Origin of the sequence: Blattabacterium punctulatus, assembly GCF_003226695.1 — a bacterium.
GTDB classification, from domain to species: Bacteria; Bacteroidota; Bacteroidia; order Flavobacteriales; family Blattabacteriaceae; genus Blattabacterium; species Blattabacterium punctulatus.
On sequence record NZ_CP029808.1, the window covers coordinates 342,981 to 369,357 of the forward strand.

General features: G+C 24.9%; 24 protein-coding genes, 2 tRNA genes and 1 pseudogene. 11 read left to right on the top strand and 16 right to left on the bottom strand.

Annotated elements, in window-relative coordinates:
- Positions 1-4: 4 nt before the first annotated feature.
- Positions 5-967 (bottom strand): amidohydrolase family protein, encoded by a 963-nt coding sequence (locus DM780_RS01695; protein WP_110548962.1) that lies wholly within the window; start codon positions 965-967, stop codon positions 5-7.
- A 27-nt stretch (positions 968-994) separates the two neighbouring features.
- Positions 995-1,615 carry a 16S rRNA (guanine(527)-N(7))-methyltransferase RsmG gene (rsmG, locus tag DM780_RS01700; RefSeq protein ID WP_110478108.1) on the bottom strand — a complete coding sequence of 207 codons (621 nt, stop codon included), beginning with the start codon at positions 1,613-1,615 and terminating at the stop codon, positions 995-997.
- A gap of 76 nt (positions 1,616-1,691) precedes the next feature.
- Between rsmG and DM780_RS01705 the strand changes: the two genes are divergently transcribed.
- Positions 1,692-2,894, top strand: a complete 1,203-nt coding sequence (locus tag DM780_RS01705) for a pyridoxal phosphate-dependent aminotransferase (protein ID WP_110548734.1) — start codon at positions 1,692-1,694, stop codon at positions 2,892-2,894.
- A gap of 4 nt (positions 2,895-2,898) precedes the next feature.
- Here DM780_RS01705 and DM780_RS01710 read toward each other — a convergent pair.
- The 4 genes from DM780_RS01710 to DM780_RS01725 form a co-directional block, all read right to left on the bottom strand.
- Positions 2,899-2,975 (bottom strand) — tRNA-His (locus tag DM780_RS01710).
- Positions 2,976-3,028: 53 nt separating this feature from the next.
- Positions 3,029-4,093 (bottom strand): diphosphomevalonate/mevalonate 3,5-bisphosphate decarboxylase family protein, encoded by a 1,065-nt coding sequence (locus DM780_RS01715; RefSeq protein WP_110548735.1) that lies wholly within the window; start codon positions 4,091-4,093, stop codon positions 3,029-3,031.
- 30 nt (positions 4,094-4,123) lie between these two features.
- Positions 4,124-5,527 (bottom strand): dicarboxylate/amino acid:cation symporter, encoded by a 1,404-nt coding sequence (locus tag DM780_RS01720; RefSeq protein WP_110548736.1) that lies wholly within the window; start codon positions 5,525-5,527, stop codon positions 4,124-4,126.
- Between the two features lie 38 nt (positions 5,528-5,565).
- Positions 5,566-5,636, bottom strand: a tRNA-Gln gene (locus tag DM780_RS01725).
- 216 nt (positions 5,637-5,852) lie between these two features.
- Here DM780_RS01725 and rpsP point away from each other — a divergent pair.
- Positions 5,853-6,191, top strand: a complete 339-nt coding sequence (rpsP, locus tag DM780_RS01730) for a 30S ribosomal protein S16 (protein ID WP_110548737.1) — start codon at positions 5,853-5,855, stop codon at positions 6,189-6,191.
- 39 nt (positions 6,192-6,230) lie between these two features.
- On the opposite strand, the gene truB is transcribed toward rpsP, so the two are convergent.
- From truB to trmD, 4 genes and pseudogenes are all read right to left on the bottom strand, one after another.
- On the bottom strand, positions 6,231-6,899 hold the full coding sequence (gene truB, locus DM780_RS01735) for a tRNA pseudouridine(55) synthase TruB (protein WP_110548738.1): 669 nt from the start codon (positions 6,897-6,899) through the stop codon (positions 6,231-6,233).
- Positions 6,896-7,757 (bottom strand): annotated as a pseudogene (locus DM780_RS01740) (undecaprenyl-diphosphate phosphatase). The gene truB and the pseudogene DM780_RS01740 overlap by 4 nt, the downstream one beginning before the upstream one ends.
- A 27-nt stretch (positions 7,758-7,784) precedes the next feature.
- Positions 7,785-9,725: a DNA topoisomerase (ATP-hydrolyzing) subunit B gene (gene gyrB, locus DM780_RS01745; protein ID WP_110548739.1), complete on the bottom strand. Its 1,941-nt coding sequence runs from the start codon at positions 9,723-9,725 to the stop codon at positions 7,785-7,787.
- Between the two features lie 461 nt (positions 9,726-10,186).
- Positions 10,187-10,849, bottom strand: coding sequence for a tRNA (guanosine(37)-N1)-methyltransferase TrmD (gene trmD, locus DM780_RS01750; protein ID WP_110548740.1), 663 nt, complete (start codon positions 10,847-10,849; stop codon positions 10,187-10,189).
- Positions 10,850-10,933: 84 nt separating this feature from the next.
- Here trmD and der point away from each other — a divergent pair, with 84 nt between their 5' ends.
- The 3 genes from der (at position 10,934) to DM780_RS01765 (ending at position 15,344) form a co-directional block, all read left to right on the top strand.
- Positions 10,934-12,259 carry a ribosome biogenesis GTPase Der gene (gene der / locus DM780_RS01755; RefSeq protein WP_110548741.1) on the top strand — a complete coding sequence of 442 codons (1,326 nt, stop codon included), beginning with the start codon at positions 10,934-10,936 and terminating at the stop codon, positions 12,257-12,259.
- A gap of 51 nt (positions 12,260-12,310) precedes the next feature.
- Positions 12,311-12,913 (top strand): Holliday junction branch migration protein RuvA, encoded by a 603-nt coding sequence (gene ruvA / locus DM780_RS01760; RefSeq protein WP_110548742.1) that lies wholly within the window; start codon positions 12,311-12,313, stop codon positions 12,911-12,913.
- Between the two features lie 112 nt (positions 12,914-13,025).
- Positions 13,026-15,344 carry an inorganic phosphate transporter gene (locus DM780_RS01765; RefSeq protein WP_110548743.1) on the top strand — a complete coding sequence of 773 codons (2,319 nt, stop codon included), beginning with the start codon at positions 13,026-13,028 and terminating at the stop codon, positions 15,342-15,344.
- A 317-nt stretch (positions 15,345-15,661) separates the two neighbouring features.
- Here DM780_RS01765 and DM780_RS01770 read toward each other — a convergent pair whose 3' ends face one another.
- The gene (locus tag DM780_RS01770) at positions 15,662-16,186 is read right to left on the bottom strand and encodes a CvpA family protein (protein ID WP_110548744.1); all 525 of its coding nucleotides are present in this window, start codon (positions 16,184-16,186) and stop codon (positions 15,662-15,664) included.
- 51 nt (positions 16,187-16,237) lie between these two features.
- Here DM780_RS01770 and DM780_RS01775 point away from each other — a divergent pair, with 51 nt between their 5' ends.
- Both DM780_RS01775 and pheS read left to right on the top strand, forming a co-directional pair.
- Positions 16,238-16,609, top strand: coding sequence for a hypothetical protein (locus DM780_RS01775; protein WP_110548745.1), 372 nt, complete (start codon positions 16,238-16,240; stop codon positions 16,607-16,609).
- 21 nt (positions 16,610-16,630) lie between these two features.
- Positions 16,631-17,626 carry a phenylalanine--tRNA ligase subunit alpha gene (pheS, locus tag DM780_RS01780; protein WP_110548746.1) on the top strand — a complete coding sequence of 332 codons (996 nt, stop codon included), beginning with the start codon at positions 16,631-16,633 and terminating at the stop codon, positions 17,624-17,626.
- Between the two features lie 5 nt (positions 17,627-17,631).
- Here pheS and rlmB read toward each other — a convergent pair whose 3' ends face one another.
- Together rlmB and DM780_RS01795 are read right to left on the bottom strand one after the other, a co-directional pair.
- Positions 17,632-18,387 (bottom strand): 23S rRNA (guanosine(2251)-2'-O)-methyltransferase RlmB, encoded by a 756-nt coding sequence (gene rlmB, locus DM780_RS01785; protein ID WP_110548963.1) that lies wholly within the window; start codon positions 18,385-18,387, stop codon positions 17,632-17,634.
- A 340-nt stretch (positions 18,388-18,727) separates the two neighbouring features.
- Positions 18,728-18,991: a YtxH domain-containing protein gene (locus DM780_RS01795; protein WP_110548748.1), complete on the bottom strand. Its 264-nt coding sequence runs from the start codon at positions 18,989-18,991 to the stop codon at positions 18,728-18,730.
- 84 nt (positions 18,992-19,075) lie between these two features.
- Between DM780_RS01795 and murB the strand changes: the two genes are divergently transcribed.
- Both murB and DM780_RS01805 read left to right on the top strand, forming a co-directional pair.
- Positions 19,076-20,101 (top strand): UDP-N-acetylmuramate dehydrogenase, encoded by a 1,026-nt coding sequence (gene murB, locus DM780_RS01800; protein WP_110548964.1) that lies wholly within the window; start codon positions 19,076-19,078, stop codon positions 20,099-20,101.
- Positions 20,102-20,252: 151 nt separating this feature from the next.
- Entirely contained in the window at positions 20,253-21,056 is an 804-nt protein-coding gene (locus DM780_RS01805) for a purine-nucleoside phosphorylase (RefSeq protein WP_110548749.1), read from the top strand.
- A 19-nt stretch (positions 21,057-21,075) separates the two neighbouring features.
- On the opposite strand, the gene DM780_RS01810 is transcribed toward DM780_RS01805, so the two are convergent.
- Positions 21,076-22,110 (bottom strand): Mrp/NBP35 family ATP-binding protein, encoded by a 1,035-nt coding sequence (locus DM780_RS01810; RefSeq protein WP_110548965.1) that lies wholly within the window; start codon positions 22,108-22,110, stop codon positions 21,076-21,078.
- A gap of 112 nt (positions 22,111-22,222) precedes the next feature.
- On the opposite strand from DM780_RS01810, the gene DM780_RS01815 reads away from it, so the two are divergent.
- The gene (locus DM780_RS01815) at positions 22,223-22,858 is read left to right on the top strand and encodes a 4'-phosphopantetheinyl transferase family protein (protein WP_110548750.1); all 636 of its coding nucleotides are present in this window, start codon (positions 22,223-22,225) and stop codon (positions 22,856-22,858) included.
- Positions 22,859-22,872: 14 nt separating this feature from the next.
- Complete coding sequence (pnuC, locus tag DM780_RS01820) at positions 22,873-23,490, top strand: nicotinamide riboside transporter PnuC (protein ID WP_110548751.1); 618 nt, start codon at positions 22,873-22,875, stop codon at positions 23,488-23,490.
- A gap of 41 nt (positions 23,491-23,531) precedes the next feature.
- Here pnuC and hisS read toward each other — a convergent pair whose 3' ends face one another.
- Entirely contained in the window at positions 23,532-24,950 is a 1,419-nt protein-coding gene (gene hisS / locus DM780_RS01825; protein ID WP_110548752.1) for a histidine--tRNA ligase, read from the bottom strand.
- Positions 24,951-24,994: 44 nt separating this feature from the next.
- Positions 24,995-26,377, bottom strand: a complete 1,383-nt coding sequence (gene ftsZ / locus DM780_RS01830; RefSeq protein WP_110548753.1) for a cell division protein FtsZ — start codon at positions 26,375-26,377, stop codon at positions 24,995-24,997.

Sequence of the window (26,377 nt, forward strand, 5' to 3'; positions counted from 1 at the left end):
AGGTCTATTCTTCTAACCCTAATACTTTTAATCCGTTTTTTGTAGAAATTTCCACCAAATGGTCTATGTCATAATAATGACAAGCTTCTAACATAACTCGTAATTCTATCCAAAGATTTCCATCAGAAAAAGGTTTGTATATATCGCATATATTATCTGTTCCAAAAGCAACTATAATTCCTTCAGGAATCATTTCATCTACTGGAGTAATCGAATTATGGCTCGTAGTTAAACGTTCACTTCTAGTATGGTCAATCCAAGCTATAGGACAAGATATTACCATTAAATTAGCTTTTTTCATTAATCTATATATTTCATAACGATATTTTTTATCATGTGCTGCTAAAGAAATACTATGTATGGCTACTACCTTTCCTTGCATCCCATGTTCAATAGTTTTTTTTGCTAATTTTTCAGTTTCTTTTTCTTTACTTGTATTAAATTGATCTACATGGACATGTACTAATTTACCCTTTTTTTTAGCTATTTGTAATAATACATCTAAATGTTCATTTTCTTTTCCATAATCTTTAGCAGGTAATCCACCAATAATATCTACAAATTCCACTGATTTATCGAACCAATATTTCGATTTTTTATTCAAAACCCCTTTAAGTACTTGATTTGCAAAACGAATATGAATTAAATTTCCATAATTATTTCTCAATTTTTTAGCGGCTTTTAATGCCCTATCTTCAATAATTTCATCCACATCAATAAAAGTACATAAAGCTTGTGTCCCTTGTTTTAGAAAATATTCCAAAGCTTTTTCCATTCGGATATAAATGTCTTCTTCTGAAGATAAACGTTTCATTTCATCAACTAAATACCATTTTTTATTCAGGGAATAATAAGAATATTTAAAATTTTTTTTTGTCAGAGTAAAAGCTCTATCCAAGTGAGAATGGGCATTTACCCACCCGCCTTTCTTTTTTACTTTTTCAATAATTTTTTTTTTTGGATTCATTTTTATTTTTTTTATAATAAACAAATATTAAATATTGGAAATCCAAATCACTTTTTTGGAAATGAAAAAGGGTTCTCTAAAATAATTAATGAGAGGATATTCTACTGCATGAGGAAATTTTTCTAATTCTTTAGAAAGGTCACCACCTTTTAGATATAAGGATCCATTCTGGATTATATAGTTAGATTTATATCTAAATTTATTTTTTATCCATTTTTGAGTTTTGGATATTTTTGTTACAAATCTACTAACAACAAAATCAAATCTATATTCTAATTTTTCTGCACGTATACAAATAGCATGTGCATTTTTTAAGTGTAGATCATAGATTATTTTCTCTACAATTTTAATTTTTTTTTTAATGGAATCAACCAATATAAATTGTGTATTAGGAAAAATTATAGATAAAGGAATTCCTGGAAATCCACCTCCTGTACCTAAATCCATAACAAATGATCCAGGAAAAAAAGGAAAAACTTTAGCAATTCCTAAACAAAAAAGAACATGTTGTTGATAAAAATTATAGAATGTTTTTCTAGAAATAATATTTACATAAGTATTCCAATATTCATATAAATTTTTTAAAGAAGATAATTGATGTATTTGATAATCCAATAGATTTGGAAAATACTTTTTAATTAATTCCATTCCATATTATTGATAAATGAATCCAAATTTATAATCAAATTTATTTAGATTTGCAATCATTTCAAATTATCTATCCATGAAAAATAGATTATTATCCAAACGATTACAAAATATATCTTATTCGCAAACTTTAGCTATGTCTAATAAAGCTAGAAAATTAAAAAATAAAGGGTATGACATTATTAACTTAAGTTTGGGAGAACCTAATTTTTCTCCACCAAATTTTATTTTAAACGATGCAAAAAAAGCTATTGATGAAGGTAGCTATCATTACTATACTCCAGTATCTGGATATTTAGAACTTAGAGAAGTAATATGCAAGAAATTTTATCGTGATAATGGATTGAAATATATTCCATCTCAAATTGTGGTTTCTACTGGGGGAAAACAATCTATTATGAATGTTCTTTTATCTTTACTTAATCCAAAAGATGAAGTGATTATCCCCGCACCCTATTGGGTAAGTTATTATCAAATGGTAAAATTATGTGAAGCTATTCCTATTATTATTCCAACGATTATGGAAAAAAATTTTAAAATTAATCCAAAAAAATTAGAAGAATCTATTACAAAAAAAACAAAATTATTTATTTTAAATACACCATGCAATCCTACAGGGAGTGTTTACTCTTATAAAGAATTAAAAAATTTAGTAGAAATTTTTAAGAGATATCCAAAAATAATTATTCTTTCTGATGAGATTTATGAACATATTTGTTACTCAGTAAAACATACTAGTATTGCCATTTTTCCTGATATCTATAATAGAGTCATAACACTAAACGGATTATCTAAAGCTTTCTCTATGACTGGATGGAGAATTGGGTATATTGGAGCTCCTGAATGGATTGCTAAGTCTTGTGAAAAAATCCAAGGACAAATAACTTCTTGTGCTAATTCTATCGCACAACGTGCAGCTATTTCTGCATTAAACGCTTCACCAATTGAAATAGAATATATGATCAAAGAATTTAAAAAAAGAAGAAATTTAGTTTTGGATATGATGAAGGAAATTCCTGAATTTCAAATAATCAATAAACCAAATGGAGCTTTTTACGTATTTCCAAAAGTTTCAGATCTTTTTGGAAAAAAGTTCTATGGAAAAATAATTCAAAATTCAGAAGATTTATCTTCTTTTTTTCTTGAAAAAGCTCAAGTTTCCACTGTTAGTGGAAGTGCTTTTGGAGATAATGAATATTTACGTATTTCTTATGCTACTACAGAAGATCAAATTGTAGAAGCTCTTACAAGGATAAAAAAAAGTATTAAAATAATTTAATTTTGGGTGGAAGACCGGATTTGAACCGGCGCCCCTCAGAACCACAATCTGATGCTCTAAACCAACTGAGCTACATCCACCATCTCTTATTAGATCGTAATAATAAATAACAAATATAGACAATCAATTATAATTTATTGACAAAAACTTTCAATAATTTTTTTGCAATAATAGATAAGTTCACTATATATCCACCTTATTATGACCTTTTTTTCTTGAATAGGATACAAAAGGTGAACATTTGCACCTGCATCTAGTGTAAAATAGATGTTTTTTTTGCTTTGTTTTCTAAAATCCCATACTTTATGAAGTACGTGAAGTGTATTCGGTCTCAGCCATAAAAAATAGGGGTTAGAGGTCATGATCATAGCATGAAGATTTAAAGATTCATGTTCTATTAATTCTCCAAATTTGGGGAAATCTCCTATTTTTAATATAGATATCAGTTGATCCATATTTCTATTAGCGAATTTTAATCTTTCTTTAGCATAAGGATGGTGATTCATTAATTGATGTCCTTTTGAACTTAAAATTTTTTTAGGTTCTTCATCTATTACTAAAATAGTATCCCAAATTTTTGTAAAAATTGGGTGTATTTTATAGGGATAAGGGATAGAATAAAGATTATTACTCCCTTTTATTGATTTATGTTTTCCCCAAACTACAAGTCCTGGATATATTGATCTACAAGCACTTCCAGATCCTAATCTAGCTAAAAAAGAAGCTTTTTTTAAAAAAAAAGCTTCTTTTAAAGAAGAATCTAATTTTTTTTCTATTTCCATAATACATAAAGCTAAAGCACTCATAGAAGAAGCAGAAGATGCAATTCCACTACTATGAGGGAAAGTATTATCGGTTTTTATAACAAAATTAAAATATCGCAAATAAGAACAATAAAATGATATTCTATGAAAAAATTCTAAAATTTTTGGGAGAAAATTCGTTTTTTCTTTTCCAGAAAAAAAAATTTTTATAGATCTTTTTTTTTTTCTCTCTCTAAGAGAATAAATTAGTTTTGTTACCGTGTAAACCTCTTCTAAGGAATAACTAATAGAAGAATTCATCGGTATTTGAATTTGATTCTTTCGTTTTCCCCAATATTTTATTAGAGCTATATTAGAATAGCTCTTTTTGGTAACTACTCCATTTGAAACTATAGAATAGTTTTTTTTCTTATAAAAGAAACAATGACTTTTCAAAAGTTATGTAAAAAAATACGATTAAATTTATCAACCGTTATCACGTTTTTTTATATAATCTAACATTTTTTCATCATCTAATTCTCCTTCGGAACGAGCAATAACGCAACTAGCTAATCCATTACCTATAACATTTACGGTAGTACGAGCCATATCCATTAATTCATCTATTCCGATAATAGCTAATATAGGCCAATTTGGTAGACCAAAAGAAGAAACAGTAGCTAAAAGAATGACTAAAGAGGCTCTAGGGACTCCAGCTACACCTTTACTAGTTAAAATTAAAGTTAAACCTATAAATATTTGCTGACTAAAACTTAGAGGTATTCCAGAAGCTTGCGCTACAAAAACAGTAGCTAAAGATAAGTAAAGAGTGGTTCCATCTAAGTTAAAGCTATAACCTGTAGGAATCACAAAAGCAATAATTTTTCTTGGAACACCTAATTTTTCTAAATTCTCCATAAGTAGAGGTAAAGCAGATTCGGAACTTGTAGTTGCAAACGCTAATGATACAGGTTCCATTAAAGCTTTTATAAATCCTCTTAAAGGAACTTTAATCCATAAAAGAATAGGAAATAATACCATTATCAAAAATATAAATAAAGCAATATAAAGTGTCAATAATAACTGAAAAAGATTATATAATATATCCAACCCCATATGTCCTACTGTATAAGCTATAGCTGAACCTACTCCTATAGGAGCAAAATACATGATGATCTTAGTAAATTTAAACATAATCTCTGAAATACTCTCTGTAAATGATAATATAGGACTACGTTTTTTTTCATCTAAAAAAACCATAGATATTCCGAAAATGACGGAAAAAACAACAATAGGTAATACATCTCCATGATATATAGATTTAATGAAATTTTCTGGAAATACATGAATGATAGTATCTTGCCAAGTTTTACTTTCTACTTTTGGCAATTGATGCTCCATTATTCCTGAAGGCATCACAATTCCTACTCCAGCTTGAGAAATATTAATAGCAATAAGACCAATGAACAAGGCTAAAGTAGTAACTATTTCGAAATATAATAAGGATTTCCATCCCATATTCCCTAATTGTTTAATGTTAGAATGACTTGCTATACCAACTACCAAAGTGGAAAATAATATTGGAGCTATAATAGTTTTTATAAGCCTCAAAAATATTTGAGATAAAAATCTAAGTTCTATAGCAATTTTAGGATGATCTATACCGAATTCTATTCCTATGATTATGGATAATAAGATCCAAGTAGTTAGATCTTTTTTCAAAAAAGCATAAAACATGAAAATAGAGATAACGAAATATCTAAATAGGAAAAGAGGAAATTTATCTAATCCAAAAAAATTTTTTGATAAGTGAATAAACACATATGCGAAAAAACTTAAAAATGCTATTAGTAAAATTTTTTCTTTTTTTACTTTCATTCCAATACTCATTTTGTGAAATTCAACATTTATAAAAGGATAATCGTTAACAGACCCGTAGGGACTCGAACCCCAACTAACAGAACCAAAATCTGCTGTGCTACCGTTACACAACGGGTCTATAAAAAATGTAAATATATACCATTTTTTTTCAAAAACATTACAATTATGGATAAGGATATTTTTTAGATGATAGGATCGATCTACAATAAAAATTGTCCGAATAGCACCCTATATCAAATAGGAAAAAAAATTAATTAGTATATTAGAAAGGGAAAAACGATATGTTGAATAGATAAAAAATTTTTTTTTTATCATTACCAAAATTCATCAAATTATGTCTGTAAAAATACGTTTAAAAAGAATTGGAAAAAAACATAAGCCTATTTACCATATAGTTGTAGCCGATTCTCGTTCCCCACGAAATGGGAAATTTATTGAAAAAATAGGAAGTTATAATCCTAATACGAATCCACCTTCAACAGTATTAAAAATGAATAATGCAGTATCATGGTTGATAAAAGGTGCACAACCTACTGATACGGTAAGATCTATTTTTTCTAAAAATGGAGTATTATTAAAAAAACATTTATTAGAAGGAGTTAAAAGAGGAGGATTAAGTGATGAAGAAGTTCATAAAAAATTTAATTTTTGGAAAAATAAAAATTTATCATAGAGCATATAATAGTAGGAAAAGTAAACATGTATAAAATAATTATAACTCTTTAGAAGAATCTTTTATAGAAAATGGGCCTATACGTTCTCTTCTTAAAGAAAGAAGATAGGCACCACTGCTTATCTTTATTCCGAAATCTTGGGCTATAGATCGAATATAAGTTCCTTTTCCACATTCTATCAAAAATTTTATATAAGGTATTCCAATTTTTAGAATATGAAATTGATAAATTATTACTCGTCTAGGTTTCATATTTTTTATTTTTTTTCCTTTTCTAGCATATTCATAAAATCGCTTTCCTTTTATTTTTAATGCCGAAAAACAGGGTGGGTATTGATTTATTTCACCAATAAATTTTTTAGATATTTTTTGAATAAGTTCAGGAGTTATGTGGGAGGTAGAAGAAAAATTATATTCTTTGGTTTCTGAATCAAAAGATGGAGTGACACATCCCATTTTTATAATACCTGTATAAGTTTTTTTATAATTTTGAATAAAATCTACTTTTTTCGTATATTTTCCTGTAAGAATTATTAAAAGTCCTGTTGCAAGAGGATCTAGGGTTCCAGCATGTCCTATTTTTATTCTTTTAGAAAAACCAATTATTTTTTTTTTAATCCTTTTCACCACTTCAAATGAAGTCCAACCCCACGGTTTATCTATTAATAATAGCTTTCCTTTTTCAAATTCTGAACAATTTTTTATCAAAAATTTTCAATTGGTTTTATAAAATAATGTATAATAATGAATATAATTCCAAAAATAATTCTATAATATCCAAATATTTTAAAATTATTTTTTTTTAGATAGGACATAAAACATTTTATAGATAAAATTCCTGTAATAAAAGAAACTATATTTCCAACTAATAATAATTTTATATCTTCTTGTAAAAAAAAATTTTTATCTATTATTGTAAAAATAAAAAATCTACGAACATTAAATGAAAAAATGAAATCCTGGAATTGAAAATAATGATCAAATAATTTTTTACATGTAGCAATAAAAATAACAGGAAAAGATAAAAAAAAAGAAAATTCAATTGTTTTTCTTCTTTCAATATTTTGTAACATACCGGATATTATAGTAGTAGCGCTTCTAGATACTCCTGGAATAATAGAAAAACATTGTCCTAATCCAATAATAAAAGCTTTAAAATAAGTTATTCTATAGTCTTTATTTTTTAAATTTTTTTTTTCATATAAATTTTCCACTATCAAAATAATTATTCCTCCTATAAAAAGAAAAATAGCTACCATAAGTGGATTTTCTAAAAAAAAAATTTATTTTATTTTTTAATAAAAAACCAACAATTAATATGGGTAAACTAGCTATAAAAATTTTTAAATAAAAATCAAATTTTTGAAAAAAAAATTTTTTTCTATATAAAAAAAATAATGAAAAAACAGCTCCAAGTTGAACAGATATTAGAAATAATTTTGTTATTTTTTTATCTAAAATACCCATTAAGGAAGATACAAGTATCATATGTCCTGTAGAAGAAATAGGAAAAAACTCTGTAATTCCTTCAATAATTCCTAATAGGATTGATTGGATATAATTCATATCATAAATTAATTAATTTATAGATAATTAAACATCAATTTTTGCATATATCGCATTTTTTTCTATAAAATTTCTACGTGGTGGAACTTCATCACCCATAAGGATAGAGAATATTTTATCTGCTTCAAAAATATTTTCTATATTAATTTTTCGTAAGGTTCTTTTTTTTGGATTCATAGTAGTTTCCCAAAGTTGTTCAGCATTCATTTCTCCTAATCCTTTGTAACGTTGTATATTTATATTATTTTTCTTTCCTCCTAATTGATGAATAATACTTTCTCTTTCTTGATCACTCCAAGCATATTGAGAACGATTACCTTTTCGTATTAAATAAAGTGGAGGCGTAGCAATATAAATATGTCCTTTTTCTATTAATGGTTTCATATAACGAAAAAATAAGGTTAAAATTAAAGTAGAAATATGACTCCCATCTATATCCGCATCTGTCATAATAATAATTTTATTATATCTAAGTTTTTGAATATTTAAATTTTTTGTATTTTCTTCTTTATCATCAATAATAGAAACTCCTAAAGAAGTAAATATATTTATTATTTCCTCATTTTCAAATATTTTATATTCCATTGCTTTTTCTACATTTAGTATTTTTCCTCGTAAAGGTAATATAGCTTGAAATTTTCTATCTCTACCTTGTTTAGCAGTACCACCTGCAGAATCTCCTTCTACCAAATAAATTTCGCAATTTTCTGGATCATTAAATGAGCAGTCTGCCAATTTTACAGGTAAAATATTATTGTAAATTGGATTTTTTTTTTGTATCAATTCGCGCGCTTTTTTAGATGCTTGACGAGCTTTAGCCGCTAAAATTACTTTATCAATAATTTTTTTTCTATCATTAGGGTTTTCTTCTAGATAACTGTTAAATCTTTCCCCAACAAATTTCTCTACAATTCCTCCTACTTCATGATTGCTTAATTTTGTTTTAGTTTGTCCTTCAAATTTTGGGTCCATAACTCTTATAGAAAGAATAGCTGTAATTCCTTCTCGAAAATCATCTCCCGTAAATTCTATTTTATCTTTATTGGATGAAAAGATATATCCATCAGTGTATTTTTTTAACGTTCGAGTTAAGGCTCTTCGAAATCCAGTAAGATGAGTCCCTCCATCAGAAGTATGAATATTATTCACATAAGAATAAATTTCTTCTTTGAAAGAAGTATTGTATTGCATAGCTACTTCTATAATGGTATTATCTTTCTCCCCTTCGAAAAAAATAATATTTTTTGTTAAGGATTCTTTATTTTTATCTAGAATAGTAAGATATTCATTTAATCCATTTTTTGAGAAAAAGTATTCTTTTTTTTGGTTTTCTATGTTAGTTCTTTCGTCTTTTAAAAACAAATGTAGTCCTTTATTGAGAAAAGATAATTCTTGTAAACGTGTGACTAATATGTTATAATCATATGTGATAGAACTAAAAATGGAATTATCAGCAAGATAATGAATTTTAGTTCCTTTTCTATTAGTTTTTCCTAAACACTTTACATTATAAAGAGTTTTTCCTTTAAAATATTCTTGTTGGTAAATTTTTCCGTTACGATAAATTGTAACAATAAGTGTCCTAGATAAGGCATTTACACAGGATATTCCTACACCATGTAATCCTCCAGAAACTTTATAGGAATTTTTGTCAAATTTTCCACCTGCTCCAATTTTAGTCATTACCACTTCAAGAGCTGATTTTCCTTCTTTTTTATGAATTTCTATTGGAATTCCACGACCATTATCAATAACTGTAATAAATCCATTTTTATGAATTGTAACGAATATTCTATTACAAAAACCTGCTAAGGCTTCATCTACAGAATTATCTATCACTTCGTATACCAAATGATGTAATCCTCTAATACCTACGTCTCCAATATACATGGAAGGTCTCATTCTTATATGTTCAATTCCTTCTAAAGATTGTATACTATCTGCAGTATAATCTATTTTTTTACTCATAATATGAATTTTATTAGAAATTTTTTAGAAAAAATTTATAGTTTTATATTTGATTGATCTATTTGATAAAGATAGAAAAAATATAAAAAATGTTATCATGTCAAAATTGGGAAAAAAGAGACTAATAGAAAAGTAGAAAAAATTTATAGTGAAAAATCGATAAATAATCCAATAAATTATGGGTAAATTAAAAACTTTTTATTCGTATAGAAATCAAAAAAAATTGTATTTATGGTGAATTTTTTTTACTTATTATTAACAATTAGAATCTTATAAGAAAATCGAGTATAAATACTAATCAAAATAGATTTTTGGATCTATTGATGATGTCAATTTATTCTCATAAATGTATATATAGATAATTTTTATGTAATCCAAAAATTCGAAAAATAAGTAAAAATGTAATAAAAAAAATTGATTTATAAAAAATTAAAAAATTTATAGAATGTTAAAATTAGAATTTAAGAATCAATTTTTTTTTTCAGGATGGATTTTTCATAGAACCAATCTTTTATTTTTTTATGATGTCCAGATACAAGTATTTTTGGTACAGATAATCCTTTATAAAGGATTGGACGAGTGTAAAGAGGGGGAGAATTTATAGATTTTATTTGAAACGAATCTGTAATCATAGAATCTGGATTATTTAGAACTCCAGGTAACAATCTAGTTACAGCCTCTACTACTACCGCTGCTGCTAATTCTCCTCCAGATAAAACATAAGGCCCAATTGATATTTCTTTGGAAATTAAGTGATCTCTGATTCTTTGATCAATACCTTTGTAACGCCCACACAAAATAATAATATTTTTTTTACAAGAAAATTCATAAGCATATTTTTGTGAAAAAATATTTCCATCAGGAGTCATAAAAATTTTTTCATCGTAATCTCTTTCTGAAAAAAGTTTATGAAAACATCGATATACAGGTTCTATTCGAATCACCATACCAGCTCCTCCTCCATAAGGATAATCATCTACTTTTTTACGTTTTCCTAAACCATATTTTCGTAAATCATGAAGATAAATTTCTAAGATTTTTTTATTTATAGCTCTTTGAATCATAGAATTAGAAAATGGGCTTTTTAGTATTTCAGGAATTACGCTAACAATATCTATACGCATTTTTTTTTAGTAATATACATTTTGAATAAGAATATATGAATGAAAATAGTGAAAAAATTCTACCTTTGTGAATAATTTTTTATAATGAGTTATTTAGTTTCTATAGTAGGACGTCCCAATGTCGGAAAATCAACTTTATTTAACCGTATCATAGGAAAAAAAAAAGCTATAGTTCATGTTAAAAGTGGTGTTACCAGAGATAGGATCTATGGAAATTCTGAATGGAATGGGATCCATTTTTCTATAGTAGATACAGGAGGTTATAATCCTCCAAATAATAATATAGATATAATCGATACAGAAATTAGAAAACAAATTTTAATTGCTTTAAAAGAATCTGATGCAATTTTGTTTTTAGTGGATATGGAAATAGGTCTACTCGATGTAGATATCGAAATATCTAAAATACTTAGAAAATGTAAAAAATCAATATTATTAGTAGTTAATAAAGTAGATAATGGAAAAAATCTGTATCATGATACAGATTTTTTCCGTTTAGGATTCAATAACTATTATTGTATATCTGCTATAAATGGAAGTGGAACTGGGGAAATGTTGGATAGATTAATAGAAATATTGAAAGAATTAGTAGAAAAAAAAGTAGAGAAAATAGTAGGTATTCCACGGTTTTCGGTAATTGGTAGACCAAACGTAGGAAAATCTACATTAATTAACTCTTTCTTAGATAAATACCGTCATATTGTCACAAATATTTCTGGAACAACCAGAGATAGTATAGATGTTTTCTACAAAAAGTTTGGATATAAATGTATTTTATTTGATACACCTGGAGTTAGAAAAAAATCAAAAATAAGTGAAAGTATTGAATTTTATTCTACTATGAAAACGGTTAGAACGATTAAATATACAGATATTTGTTTTTTGATGGTGGATGCAGTTCGAGGATGGGAATCGCAGGATAGAAATATTTTTAGATTGATTGAAAAAAATCAAAAAGGTGTAATCATTCTTATTAACAAATGGGATTTATTACATAATAATAAAAATTGTTCTATAAAGAAAAATTTTGAAATTTTTATTAAAAAAAATATTGCTCCATTTGATAATGTACCTATCCTTTTTATATCGGCTAAAAATAAGGATGGTCTATATAATATTATACCCATAGCTTATCATATTTTTAGAAAAAGAAAAAAAAGATTAAAAACCAATTTATTAAATAGAGTTATGTTCCCAATTTTTAAAAAAAATCCTCCTCCTTCTATCAATAAAAAATTGATTACAATCAAATATTGTACTCAATTGCCTACATATACCCCCCAATTTATTTTTTTTTCTAATTATCCTCAGTATATAAAAGAATCTTACAAAAGATTTATTGAAAATAAAATTCGTTATCATTTCGATTTTATAGGAGTTCCTATACAAATTTTTTTCAGAAAAAAATAATTTTTTCATAATTCATCTATATACTTATTTATTAGTTTTTTTTATAAAAAAGTGATAACACATTTAAGAGGAAAATTTATCGAAATAAATCAATCCTATTTAATCATAGATTGTAATGGTATCGGATATTATATTCATATATCCTTGTCAACTTATTCTTCTTTTTCTACTAAAAAAGAAGGAGAGGAAATCTATATATATACTTATCTATTTATAAAGGAACATCAACATGTTTTATATGGGTTTTTTGATAGAATAGAAAGAAAAATATTTTCTAATTTGATATCTGTAAATGGAATAGGCCCCAATTCTGCTATAACATTATTATCTTCATTAACTCCATATGAAATAGAAAAATCTATCTATAATGAAGAAACAGAAGTATTCAAAAGGGTAAAGGGTATTGGTATAAAAACGGCTCATAGAATTATAATAGAACTTAAAGATAAAATAGGTATTTTTTCTAAAAAAGAAAAAAACGTTACATTATTCGATAAAAATACACCATCCATTATAAAAAAAGAAGCTTTAAGTGCTTTGATTGTATTGGGTTTTTCTACTAAAGAATCTAAAAAAGTTTTAGAGGATATTTTAGAAAACAATCCAAGATTTACTGTAGAAAATTTAATCAAAGAATCTATAAAAAAGTTGTAAGATCGTAAATAATTATTTACAATTTCTAATTGATGAAAAAAAAACAAACCCTAAAAATAATATATTTCTGTTTTTTTCGTGAAATTGATTAATTAATATTTACCTCTTTATTATGAAAATTTTTTATCCATCAATTATAGTTATTCTTTTTATATTATCTATTTTTGATCTTATTGTAGGGGTGATTAACGATTCCGTAAATTTTCTTAATTCCGCTATCGGATCTAAAGTCGCTTCTCGTAAGACGATTATGATTTTTGCTAGTTTAGGTATTCTATTGGGATCTTTTTTATCTAGTAGAATGATGGAAATAGCAAGAAAAGGAATTTTTGATCCGTCTTATTTTTATTTTTCTGATATTATTTTTATTTTTTTAGCAGTTATGATATCCGATATTATTTTATTGGATATTTTTAATACTTTAGGATTGCCCACCTCAACTACAGTATCAATGGTTTTTTGTTTATTAGGAGGAGCGTTCAGTATTTCCATGATAAAAATTGCTTCTCCATTAAGTAATGAACCATTTCATCATTTAAGTCAATACATTAAAGCGGAAAAAACATTGACAATTGGTATAGGAATTTTTTTATCTATTATCATTTCTTTTTTTTCTGGGGCCTTTATTCACTATTTTATACGGATTTTATTAAGTTTTGAATATAAAAGTAGATTAAAATATGCCGGAGTTATATGGGCCGCTATTTCATTGAGTAGTATGACCTATTTTTTGATTGTAAGAGGCCTTCACAGTAACTTTTTACAAAAAGGATACATCTATGATAATTTATCAGGATTATCTCTATTTATTCAATATTTTATAAAATGGATTCATCATAATTTTTTTTTATTTTTGATTGTATTATTTACAACTTGGATCCTTATAGCGAAGGTATTTGTTTTTTTAGGATATAATATATTAAAATTTGTCGTATTATATGGAACATTTTCTTTAGCTATGGCTTTTTCAGGAAATGATTTAGTAAATTTTATAGGAGTTCCTATAGCTAGTATACAATCTTATAACATATGGAAAGAAGCAGGCAGTCCTCCTGCAGAAGAATTTAATATGAAAAATTTATCTGGAAAGGTCCAGGTCCCGTCTTTTGTTTTGATATTTGCAGGTATAATTATGATATTAACACTTTGGGTTTCTAAAAAAACAAAAACAATTACCAAAACGGAAATTAATTTAAGTAGACAAAATGAAGGGGACGAAAAATTTTTATCCAATTCTTTTGCAAGAGTAATTGTTCGATTTTTTTTATTTTTCGGAAATAAATTTTTTAATTTATTTCCGAAACGATTTCTGGTTAAAATAGAAAAAAATTTTAAGCAAAAAATAAAAAAAGAGGAAAATATTGCTTTTGATCTAGTTAGAGCTTCAGCTAATTTAACTATATCTAGTATATTGATCTCTATAGCTACCGTTAAAAATATTCCACTATCTACTACTTTTGTCACTTTTATGGTATCTATGGGAACTTCTCTTTCAGATAGAGCGTGGAATAGAGAAAGTGCTGTATATCGAATATCAGGAGTTTTAAAAGTTATAAGGGGATGGTTTTTAACCGGTTTTATAGCCTTCACTATGTCCGGATTTATAGCCTATTTTTTGTATTTTATAAAGATATGGGCACTTATATTTTTTATTTTTTTAATGGTATTGGTTTTTTATAAAAGTTATAAAAATTATCAAAAAATACAATATCAAAAAGTGGAAGAGGAAAAAACTATATTTGGGATAATAGGATGGATAACATTAAAAAAAACTTCCGAAAGTTCAGATATTTTAGAGTCCATGCTAAAATCTATAGAACTTATTTACAAAAATAGTATAGAAGGAATTACTCAAGAAAATTTAAAACCACTTAAAGATAGTAGAAAAAATTTTTTAAAAGTAAAAGAAAATTTTAATTATATACAGAACTCTTTAATTAGAGTGATCAAAAAAACAAATAATAGTGATCCAATTTTTGGAATAATTTATATACGTATATACAATAAAATTAAAGAAATATTGGAATCCGAAGATATTATTACCAATTGCACTTTATTTCATGTAATTAATTGCCATAACCCTTTAAAATACAATCAAAAAAATAATTTGCTTACACTTGAACATTTTATAATGGAATATTTCAGTATTATAAAAAAAATAATCATGAATAGAAATTGTAAATATGTAAGCAAAAAAATAAAAATTAATATTCTAAAAAAGATTGATGAACAAATAAATCAACAGGTTAAGGGAATTATCCATAAAAAATATGGTACAAAAAATACATTATTAATGTTAGACATTCTTATACAATCAAAAAAAATTACAGAAAATATAGAAGATTTTATCCTATTATATACAAATTGTTTATCCCATTTTTCTTCAAACAGAGACTCTTCCATTTTAGTTTTAAAAAATATAAAAATTTAGAATATCATCCTCGGAGATCTGATGAATCCATTCTTAACTAAAAATTCAAATTCCTCGTTATTTATACCAATGATTCAGTAAAAAAAATCATTGTATAAATCAATAATCTAAATTTTAATAAATTAATTTTATTTTTTTCAATCTAATAGAACTATTTGATAAATCTCGTATCATTCCAAGGATAACATAGAAATATACTATTTTTTTATCAAAAAAAATGATGTAATTTCATATTTTGAGTAAATGTTTTTTCCACAAACCCGTTTTTTTTTATTGAGACTGTATCCATGATGATCATATTTTTTTTAAAGTATATTTTATGAAATTTGCAAATATAATTCTTCTAATTTTTTTAAAAAAAATAGAGGGGCTTTCCTATATATCGAAAAGATATATTGAAATTCTTTTTCAAAAGAATTTTTAAAAAAATTAGAAGGAATTAAATTTATTTTTTCATTTATTTCTTTAAATAAAAGAATACATATTGATAGATAAAAAAAATATTTTATTAATCCTAAAATACCACCTAACCATTTTTCAATAGGTTTTATCCATGTAATTATAAAAAAAAATTCTAGAATTTTTTTAATTAAAAAAGCTATTACAATTATCAAAAAAAATGAAATTATTATAGAATAACTAGTAGAAAAAGGATCTTTATTACTACTATTTACTTTTTTTGGTAATATTTCTGAAACTAAGTAAAATATATCGATCCCTTTATATATCAATATAAAAAATATCATGAATACAAATAACTGGGACAATAACCCTTTTTTATAACCATGATATCCACCATATAAAACTATAATCAGAATAATTAAATCTGTGATCATCATCATAAATATTCTTATTTTTTTCTGTAAATATTAATAATAAGCTAATAAAATAACATGAAAAAAAAATTTATACGAGAATTTCATCTGAATTGGAATAAAGTAATTTTATATATACGAAATAATTTTTACCTAAGAGGACAAATTAATACTATTGGAATTATTTATTTAATAGGAATTCAAGTTCTAGGAAAAGGTAAAAATAGATTTTTAAAAAAAGAAGATAAAATAAATATTTTGCATATTGCAATATGTAGAATTTTAGAACCTTTTGGTTATTATGTATTTATTGGTAGGGATCGAGAAGGATGGCCACATTATTTACTGAAAAAAAATTACTCCTTTTTAAAAAAGGAAGAAAAATATTTTTTAATTAAGAAAGCAATCATTCGTTATATGATTGAAGAAAATATTCTTGATGATATTTAGAAAAATCAATAATCATGTTTTATGGATAAAAAAATGGATGAAATTAAAGAAGAAATCAAAATTTTTAAAGCTAAAAAATATGAAGATTTAGAAAAATTCAGAATTAAATTTTTGGGTAAAAAAAAAGGTATTTTAACGATTTTATTTAAAGAATTAAAAACAATACCTATTTATAAAAGAAAATTATATGGTACAATCATCAATGATTTAAAAAAAAAGGTTCAAGAAAAAATTCAAATGAATCATCCCAAAAATTTCATTAGAAAGGAAAATACCTTAAATTTTGACCCTACAGTTCCAGGAAAATCTATAGATATAGGATCTATACATCCTATATCTATTATAAAGAATAGAATTATCAACATTTTTAGAAAAATAGGGTTTTCTTATGTAGAGGGACCTGAAATTGAAAATGATTGGCATAATTTTACGGCTTTAAATTTTCCTATAGATCATCCATCAAGAGATATGCAGGATACATTTTTTCTACATAGGAATCCAGATATTTTATTACGTACACATACTTCTTCTGTACAAATACGATATATGAAAAAACATTGTCCTCCTTTTCGTATTTTATCTATAGGAAAAGTATATCGAAATGAAACAATTTCTTCACGCTCCCATTTTATGTTTCACCAAGCAGAATGTTTTTCTATAGATAGAAAAGTATCTTTTTCAGATCTAAAAAAAACCATTCAATATTTAATAAAATCTCTTTTTGGAGAAGTAAAAATTCGATTCCGTCCTTCCTATTTCCCATTTACAGAACCTAGTGCTGAAGTGGATATTTATTTTAAAAATAAGAATAAGAGAGGATGGTTAGAGATCATGGGTTGTGGTATGATAGATCCCAAAGTATTAAAAAACGTAAATATTGATTCAGAAATTTATTCTGGATTTGCTTTTGGAGTCGGCATAGAAAGAATTGCTATATTGATTTATCAAATTAATGATATTCGACTTTTTTTTGATAACGATATTCGTTTTTTAAGACAATTTAAAAGTGATTTTTAAATAATTTATTTTATTATATTTTTTCTTTGTCGTACTATTTCATATAAAATGATTCCACATGCTACAGAAACATTTAAAGATGATATTCCTTTTATTAATGGTATCTTTGCCTTTTCATAGGAAAGTTCTAAATATTTACGGGAAATACCATTTTCCTCATTTCCTAGTATTAAAGCGGTAGGAAATGAGAAATCAATATCATACCAATATTTATTAGATTTTTCTGTAGCTGAAACAATTTTTAATCCAGATTCTATCAAATACTCAATAGTTTTTCCAATATTTTTTTCTTTACATATCGGAACTTTAAATAAAGCACCTGAAGAAGTTTTTATTGAATCAGATCCAATCATAGCCATATCTTTTTTAGGAATTATTATAGAATCTACACCTGCACATACCGCAGTACGAATGATAGATCCAAAATTTCTAACATCGGTAATACGATCTAAAATGAGCAAAATTGGATTTTTTCCTTTTTCATAAAAAATAGGTAGCAAATCTTCTATATGATAAGTTTTTATTGGTGAAAGAATAGCAAAAACTCCTTGATGATTTTTATTTTTCCATTGATCAAATTTTTTTTTTGAAACGGAATGAATTTGGATATTATTTTTTTTGGAAAGATTTATTAATTTTTTTTTATAAATATTAGCTCCTTGTTCCCATCCTATTTGAAAAAATAGCTTTTTAATAGTAATTTTGGATTGTATGGCTTCTATTAATGGATGTATTCCATAAATAACTTCTAATTTACTCATAATCCTTTTATTTTTTTTTATCAAAAATTTTAAAAAATGAATCTTTGATAAAAAATCGTATAAAATCTTTACAGAAAAAAAAGATAAAGAATAAAAGAAAAATATATAAAAGAGTAATAATTCCAAATCCTAAAATATAATTTCCAAAATAATAGGATAGAAAAAAAGATAAAGAAAAACTTCCTAAAAAAAGAATCATTATAAAAAATATAAGTAAACAAAAATTCAGAAAAATTTCTGTCATGATGGATACTAGAATTTTAGTTGCTTCATTTTTAAAAAAGTTCAATTTTTTATTGATCAAATTTTTGATAAATGTGAACATTAAAAAAAAGAATTATTAAGTTCCCAATTCTTCTTCTACTTTATCAATTTTATCTATTTTATTTTTTTTCCATTTTTCTTCAATGTCAGATTTAATTCTATTTACTTTTTTTCCAATGTTTTTACCTATTTTTTGTAAATTATTTCTTAATTCTTCAGTTTTTTTTTCTAGTATATTTCTCATTTTATTTTCTTTTTTTGTAGATAAAATAATTCCTATTACTAACCCTGCGATAGTTCCAAGAATCAATCCTAAAAAAAAATTTCCTCCTTTTTTCATAAAAAAACAATTTTATATTTATAGATAAATTTACAATATTTACGTACAAAATGATATTTGTTAATTTATGAAATTATTTTCTATATGTTAGATATTAAAAAAAATTTTTCTCTAAAAAATTTTAATACATTTGGAATTAATGTTTATGCACGTTATTTTGTAAATTTGAAAAGTATAGAAGATCTACAAAAAACTTTGGATAGATATCCATATATTCCAATTTTTTTTTTGGGAAATGGAAGTAATATTCTTTTTTTAAAAAATTATTATCAAGGATTAGTAATAAAAATGGGAATAAAAGGAAGGAAAATAATGGAGGAAAACAATTCTAAAGTAATTGTTAAAGCTTTTGCTGGAGAAAATTGGAATGAATTTGTAGATTGGACTATAAAAAAAGGATTTAATGGTTTAGAAAATTTATCATTTATTCCTGGTACGGTTGGTGCCGCCCCAATTCAAAATATTGGAGCGTATGGATCAGAAGTAAAGGATACTTTATTAGAAGTTCAAGTATATGATATATATAGCGGTATAATCCGAAAATTTCTCCGAGAAGAATGTAAACTAGAATATCGAAATTCTTTTTTTAAGTATCCACATGTTAGAAATAAATTTTTGGTTTTATCTGTTTCTTTTCTATTAAGGAAAAAATATAAAAAATTAAATATTTATTCCATTGAAATTAAAAAAGAATTAAAATACATGAATGTAAAAAAACCAACTCCTTACGATTTAAGAAAGGCGATCTTTAATATTAGAAATAGAAAACTTCCAAATCCCAAAAAAATTGGAAATGCTGGTAGTTTTTTTCTAAATCCTATAGTAAAAATATGGTATTTAAAAAAATTACAATATCAATATTCAACTATTATTGGATATTATTTTTCTAAAGATAAAGTAAAAATATCTGCTAGTTCCTTGATCGAAACAATAGGATGGAAAGGGAAAAAAATAGGAGATGTTGGGGTTTATGAAAAACAACCTATAGTTTTAGTCAATTATGGAAAAGCTAGTGGTATGGATATTTATTCTTTTTCAGAAAAAATAACTAAAAAAATTAAAAAAAAGTTAGGTATCGTGTTATCAAAAGAAGTAAATATTATACAGTAAAAAAATAACTAAAAAAATTTTCTAGATAAAGTTTATTAATAAAAAAAAGAATAATATTCTATCAAGAAAATCATTTTTTTTTATTTTTTATCTTATAAAAATTATATTTTATTTAAATAATAATATAGAAATTGAGAAAACAAATTAATCTATGTCAATAACTTTAGAAGAAAAATCGACAAAATATATACAAAAAAAAATCCAAGAAAAACCTGATTTTGGAATAATATTATTGGAAAATCAGTTTAATAAATTGGTAGAAAAAATAAAAAATCCTATATATATTTCTTACGAAGAAATTCCAAATTTTAATAAAAAAAAATTATATGGAAAATTTATTTTCGGAGAAATAGAAAATAAAAAAGTTATTTTTTCAATAGAACCATTTTATGAAAATGAAAAAATTCCTTTTTCTATTATAATTTTTAAAAATATTGGAGTAGATAAATTAATATTGATTAATCTTTCTGGAGGAATAAATCCCAATTATAAAATAGGAGATTTTATGCTGGTAAAAGATCATATCAATTTTTTACAAGAAAATACTAAAATAAGAAAATTTATAGAAAAAAATAATAAGTATTTTTGTATTACCGAGTTATATGATCAAAAAATGCTGGAAATGGCAGAAAATATTGCAATGAATCATAATATAATTATACAAAAAGGTATATATGTAACATTTCCATATCCAAATTATAAAACCTATGCAGAACATGCAATGTTACGATCTATGGGAGGAGATAGTATTGGAATGAATACCATTTCATATATAATAACAGCTAGATGTATGAATTTACGAGTTTTTTTTATATCCATGATAGTTGGATTATATGAAAATAAAGATACTTATTCCAATTCCATAAATCTGATGACTCCATTTTTTTACGAAACTGAAAAATCTCTACCTATTCTAATATTAATTTTTAAAGATTTTATAAAACTTTGTTCCTAGTTAATTTAAAAAATTATTATTAAGATAATTTATTTATTATATTTTTTGTAATTTTTTCAAAAATTTTTCTTATTTGATCATTTTCTAAAACTACTGGTACTCCTAAATCAGAATATTCTCTGATTTCTTGTAACATAGGAATCTCTCCCAGAAAAAATATATTCATTTTTTTTGAAAAAATTTTTACTCCATTTTTACCAAAAAAATATTGTTTTTTTTTGGTTTTATTTTCAATAAAAAAAGACATATTTTCTATTATTCCAAGTATTGGAACTTGAATAGATTTAATACGAAACATTGCTACAGATCTATGTACATCCGATAAAGAAATTTTTTGAGGTGTACTAACGATAATAATTCCTTTTAATGGGATATCTTGTAAAATTGATAAATGAATATCTCCTGTTCCTGGAGGTAAATCTACAATTAAAAAATCTAAGTCACCCCAATCTGTATCATGAATCAATTGTCTTAAAGCCTTAGTAGCCATTGGTCCCCTCCAAACAACAGCTTCTCCGGATTTTGAAAAAAAACCTAAAGATATAATTTTAACTCCATAACTAGTGATAGGATTCATTACATAAGAATTATTTTTCTTTTTTAGAATAGAAGATTGGATCTTATCTTCTTCTAGGTTAAACATTAATGGAATGGAAGGACCATAAATATCCGCATCTAATAACCCAACATGAAATCCCATTTTGACTAGAGAAACCGCTAAATTTGTTGCAATAGTAGATTTTCCCACTCCTCCTTTTCCAGAAGCTACTGCTAGTATATTTTTTATACCAGATATTTTTTTATCAGTATTTTTTAATTGAATTTCTATTTTTAAACAAATTTTTTTTGTATCTAAATTTTGATATTTTATAGATTGTAAAATATCTTTTTTTAATTTTTTTTTGATATGCATAGTCGGATTGTATAAACTTATATGTATTCTTATTTCATCTTTAAATACATCTATTTTTTTTACTATTCCAGACTCAATAATATTTTTTTTATTTTCAAGGATAAAAACATTTTCTAATGCTTTAGAAATTTTTTGTTTCATACAAAAAAAATTATAATCCATATATGGATATTTTTCACAATAGTACAAAAAAAATGGCTAGATTGAATTTTAATAATTTTTTTTAACAGAAAAAGTATGTATCTCTGTTTCTATGTTTATTTTGAATAAATTTAACCATATTCACACTAAAATTATAGTTTTTAGATGTTCACATATAAAAACTATGCTTTTAGAAAAATTTATTTTTTCTGATAAAGAAAGAAAGTTTTTTTTGTCTTTATCAGAAAAACGTAAAAAAGAATTTTTAGGAGTCCGTTATGCCCTTAGATATATAGGTATAAACATGAATCTTTTGTATAATGAAAAAAGAAAGCCTTTTCTTTTTCCTCCTAAAGGAAAGTATATTTCTTTAAGTCATTCTTTTGAACTAATTGCTATAGCAATTAGTTCCTATCCGATAGGTATAGATATAGAAAAATTACGAAAAGATCAAAAGATAATAAAAATAAAAAAAAAATTTGTTAGAAATGATGAATCAGTTTTTATTCATCCTAATTATGAAGAAGATTATCTTCATATCATATGGGGGATTAAAGAAAGTTTATATAAGTTAGAAGGAGGACAATCCTCCAATTTTTTAAATCACTATAAAGTTTCTCCTTTTTTTATAAAAAAAGATTCTTGCATATCCTGTTGGATTATAAAAAATTCCTATAGTAAAAAATTATCTGCTTTTTATAGAAAAATAGATGACCATTATCTAGTTTATATTATAGATGATAAATAAAAATATAATTTAGGATGAATGAATGGATAAATATATTTTTATCGCCTTATCATAATAAAAGTTGGGGGGATATCATTTTAGAATTAACAGCTGTAATACTTAGTATATTTAGTGTAATATTTGCACAAAAAAATAATATATGGTTATATCCAATAGGAATATTTAGTACCGTTATATACAGTTATTTAACTTTTATATGCTCTCTTTATGGAGATTTTATTCTCAATATATATTATACAGGAATGGGTTTTTATGGATGGTATGTATGGACCTACAAAAAGGATAAAAAAAAACAAAAAATACCTATAACTTATTCCAATAAAAAAGATTACTTCTATACAGCTTTATTTTTTTTATCAACTTGTATTTTCAGTATAACGGTTTATTTTTTTAATGGAAAACTTAAAAATCATTTCGATTGGATGGATGTATTGACAACTGGTATTTTTTTTTCTGGAATGTATCAAATGGCTATGAAAAAAGTAGAAAATTGGATATTTTGGCTGATTGGGAATTTAATCTCTATCCCCATTTATTTTTTTAAAGGTCTTATATTAACAGGTTTTTTATTTATTTTTCTTGCAGTACTATCTATAATAGGTTATGTTCTTTGGAATAAAAAAGCCTATTAATCAATAAATAAAAGTTTATTTTTATATTTTATTATGTTAATTTAAAAGGAATCTTTACTTAATTGATGAAAAAAATCATTGATATTATCATATTCTATTTCTACTCTTTTTTTTATATTTTTTACTCGTATTTTATTTTTTTCTATTTCATTTTTTCCTATACTAATAGTAAATGGAATATTATTATCGTTCGCATATCTAAATTGTTTATTTATTTTAACAGCATTGGGATATAATTGAGTGGATATTCCTTTTTTTCTCAAAAAATTTATCATATTATATGCATATAAAACCTCTTCATCCCCAAAATTAATAAACAATATTTTTGAAGGAGCACTAGAAATATTCTGGAATAAATTTTCTTTTATCATAGATAAATAAATTCTATCTAAACCTAAAGATACCCCTACTCCAGAAAAATTTTTCATTCCAAAAAAACTAGATAATTGATCATATCTTCCTCCTCCTCCAATAGAATTTAAATGCCTAGATTCCTTATTATACTTTGGAAATATTTCAAATATAGTTCCTGTATAATAATTCATTCCTCTAGCTAAAGAAATATTCCATTCCAATTTTGTATTTTTTAAAGAAATATTTTTTATCTTTCTAAAGATAAAGCTAAGATCTTTTATTCCTTTTTTTCCTTTTTTAGAGTTTTTTAAAGCAAAAGTTAAAGATTCTATTTTTTTGTAAAAATTTTCTTTCATATCAAAAAAATATGCGATCTTTTCAAAAGATTCGGAAGAAATACCTTTACGTAACATTTCTTTTTTTACTATATTTTTTCCCATTTTATTCCATTTATCCAAAGAAATAGTAAAATCTTTCCATAAATTATTTTTTATTCCAGAAATTTCTACTAATCCTCCTAATATATCTCTATGATTAATATGAATTATTATAGGAAAATTTAATTTAGTAAAAATTTCGTCACAAAGTTTAATAAGTTCAATTTCGGACCATAAAGATAAGGATTCGATTCCTATCAAATCGGCATCACATTGGTAAAACTCTCTAAATCTTCCTTTTTGTGGTTTATCTGCACGCCATACAGGTTGTATTTGATATCTTTTAAAAGGAAAAAAAATTTCATTTCTATGCATCACTACATAACGTACAAAAGGTACCGTTAAATCATACCTAAGTGCTTTATTAGATATATATTCGGTCAATAATTTTTTAATAATATCAACTTTAGTTTCTTTATTTTTAATCAAAAAATCTGAAATTCCTTTTTTTAAAAAATTTCCTGAATGAAGTAATCTAAACATAAGGGTATCTCCTTCTTGCCCATATTTTCCAATAAGAGTAGAAATATTTTCAAAAGAAGGAGTTTCTATAGGATAGTACCCAAAAAGTTCAAATTTATTTCGAATAATTTGAATTAAATAGTTTCTTCTATTCATCTCTATGGATGAAAAATCTCTTGTGCCTTTTGGAATACTAGGATTTTCCATTAAAAAAAAAGATATATATAATAGTTCATCTAAAAATTTTTTATCTATTCATGTTTATTATTTTCTTTTTTTATTAGAATTTTATTAGTAAATTTCATTTTATTATTTTTTAATATTTTATTTTTTTCTTCGTAGGAAATAGGAATATTAAAATTATCTTCTAGCATATATCTTTTATATTTTTTTTCTACCAAAGAACTGGAAGGATGATTAATCAGATTTTTTTTTTGATTTAAACTGAAGGAAAATTTACCCTTATTATAATTTATCGATGAATCCCTTTTATTATAAATGTCTTTTTTTGAAGAAATCGATTCTATTCGTTGAGAATTATAATAAGAAGGAATTTCTTCTATTTTTGTTAATCTTTGTTTGTAAGGTTCTTCTAACCTATGAAATATTTTTTTTTCTTCGTGATTAATAACCCTTTGTACTTCCGTTGGAAAACCAGTAGCTACTATAGTAACTGAAATACTTTCTTCCAAATTTTCGTCTTCTCCGATTCCCATAATAATATTAGCATTATTTCCGGCTTCTGCCTGTATATAATCACTAATGATTCCAATTTCATCTATAGTAATTTCAATTTTTCCTGAAACAATAAGCAAAAGAACATTTTTTGCTCCAGTTATCTTATTATCATTTAATAATGGAGAATCTAATGCTTGTACAACGGCTTCTTTTGCTCTATTTTCACCAACAGAAATAGATGATCCCATAACTGCCGTACCACTTTCTTTAAGTACCGTTCTAGTATCTCTTAAATCTATGTTTTGTTTATAATGGTGAGTTATTACTTCGGCTATTCCTTTAGCTGCAGTAGTAAGAACTTCATCTGCTTTTGAAAATCCTGCTTTAAATCCAAGATTTCCATATAATTCTCTCAATTTATCGTTATTAATAACAATTAGAGAATCAACATTTTTTCTTAATGTTTCTATTCCTTTTTGAGCTTGTTGTAATCTCATTTTTCCTTCAAAATGAAATGGAATTGTTACAATACCTACAGTAAGGATTCCTTTTTCTTTAGAAATACCGGCAATAATTGGAGCTGCACCAGTTCCAGTCCCTCCTCCCATTCCTGCTGTAATAAAAGTCATTTTTGTATTAGAATCTAAAATACTTTTGATTTCTTCTAGACTTTCTAAGGCCGCTTTTTCTCCTACTTCTGGATCAGCACCAGCTCCTAATCCTTCTGTAATAGAAGCCCCTAATTGAATTTTTAAGGGAACTGGATTATTATTTAACGCTTGTGCATCCGTATTACACGCTATAAAATCTACACCAGTAATACCTTGTTCAAACATATAACTTAAAGCATTACTTCCCCCTCCTCCTACCCCAATAACTTTAATAGAAGCTGAACGATTTTTAGAAAATCCAAATGGGACGTTTTCTTTTTTTTGTATAAAATTTTCTTTTTTCAT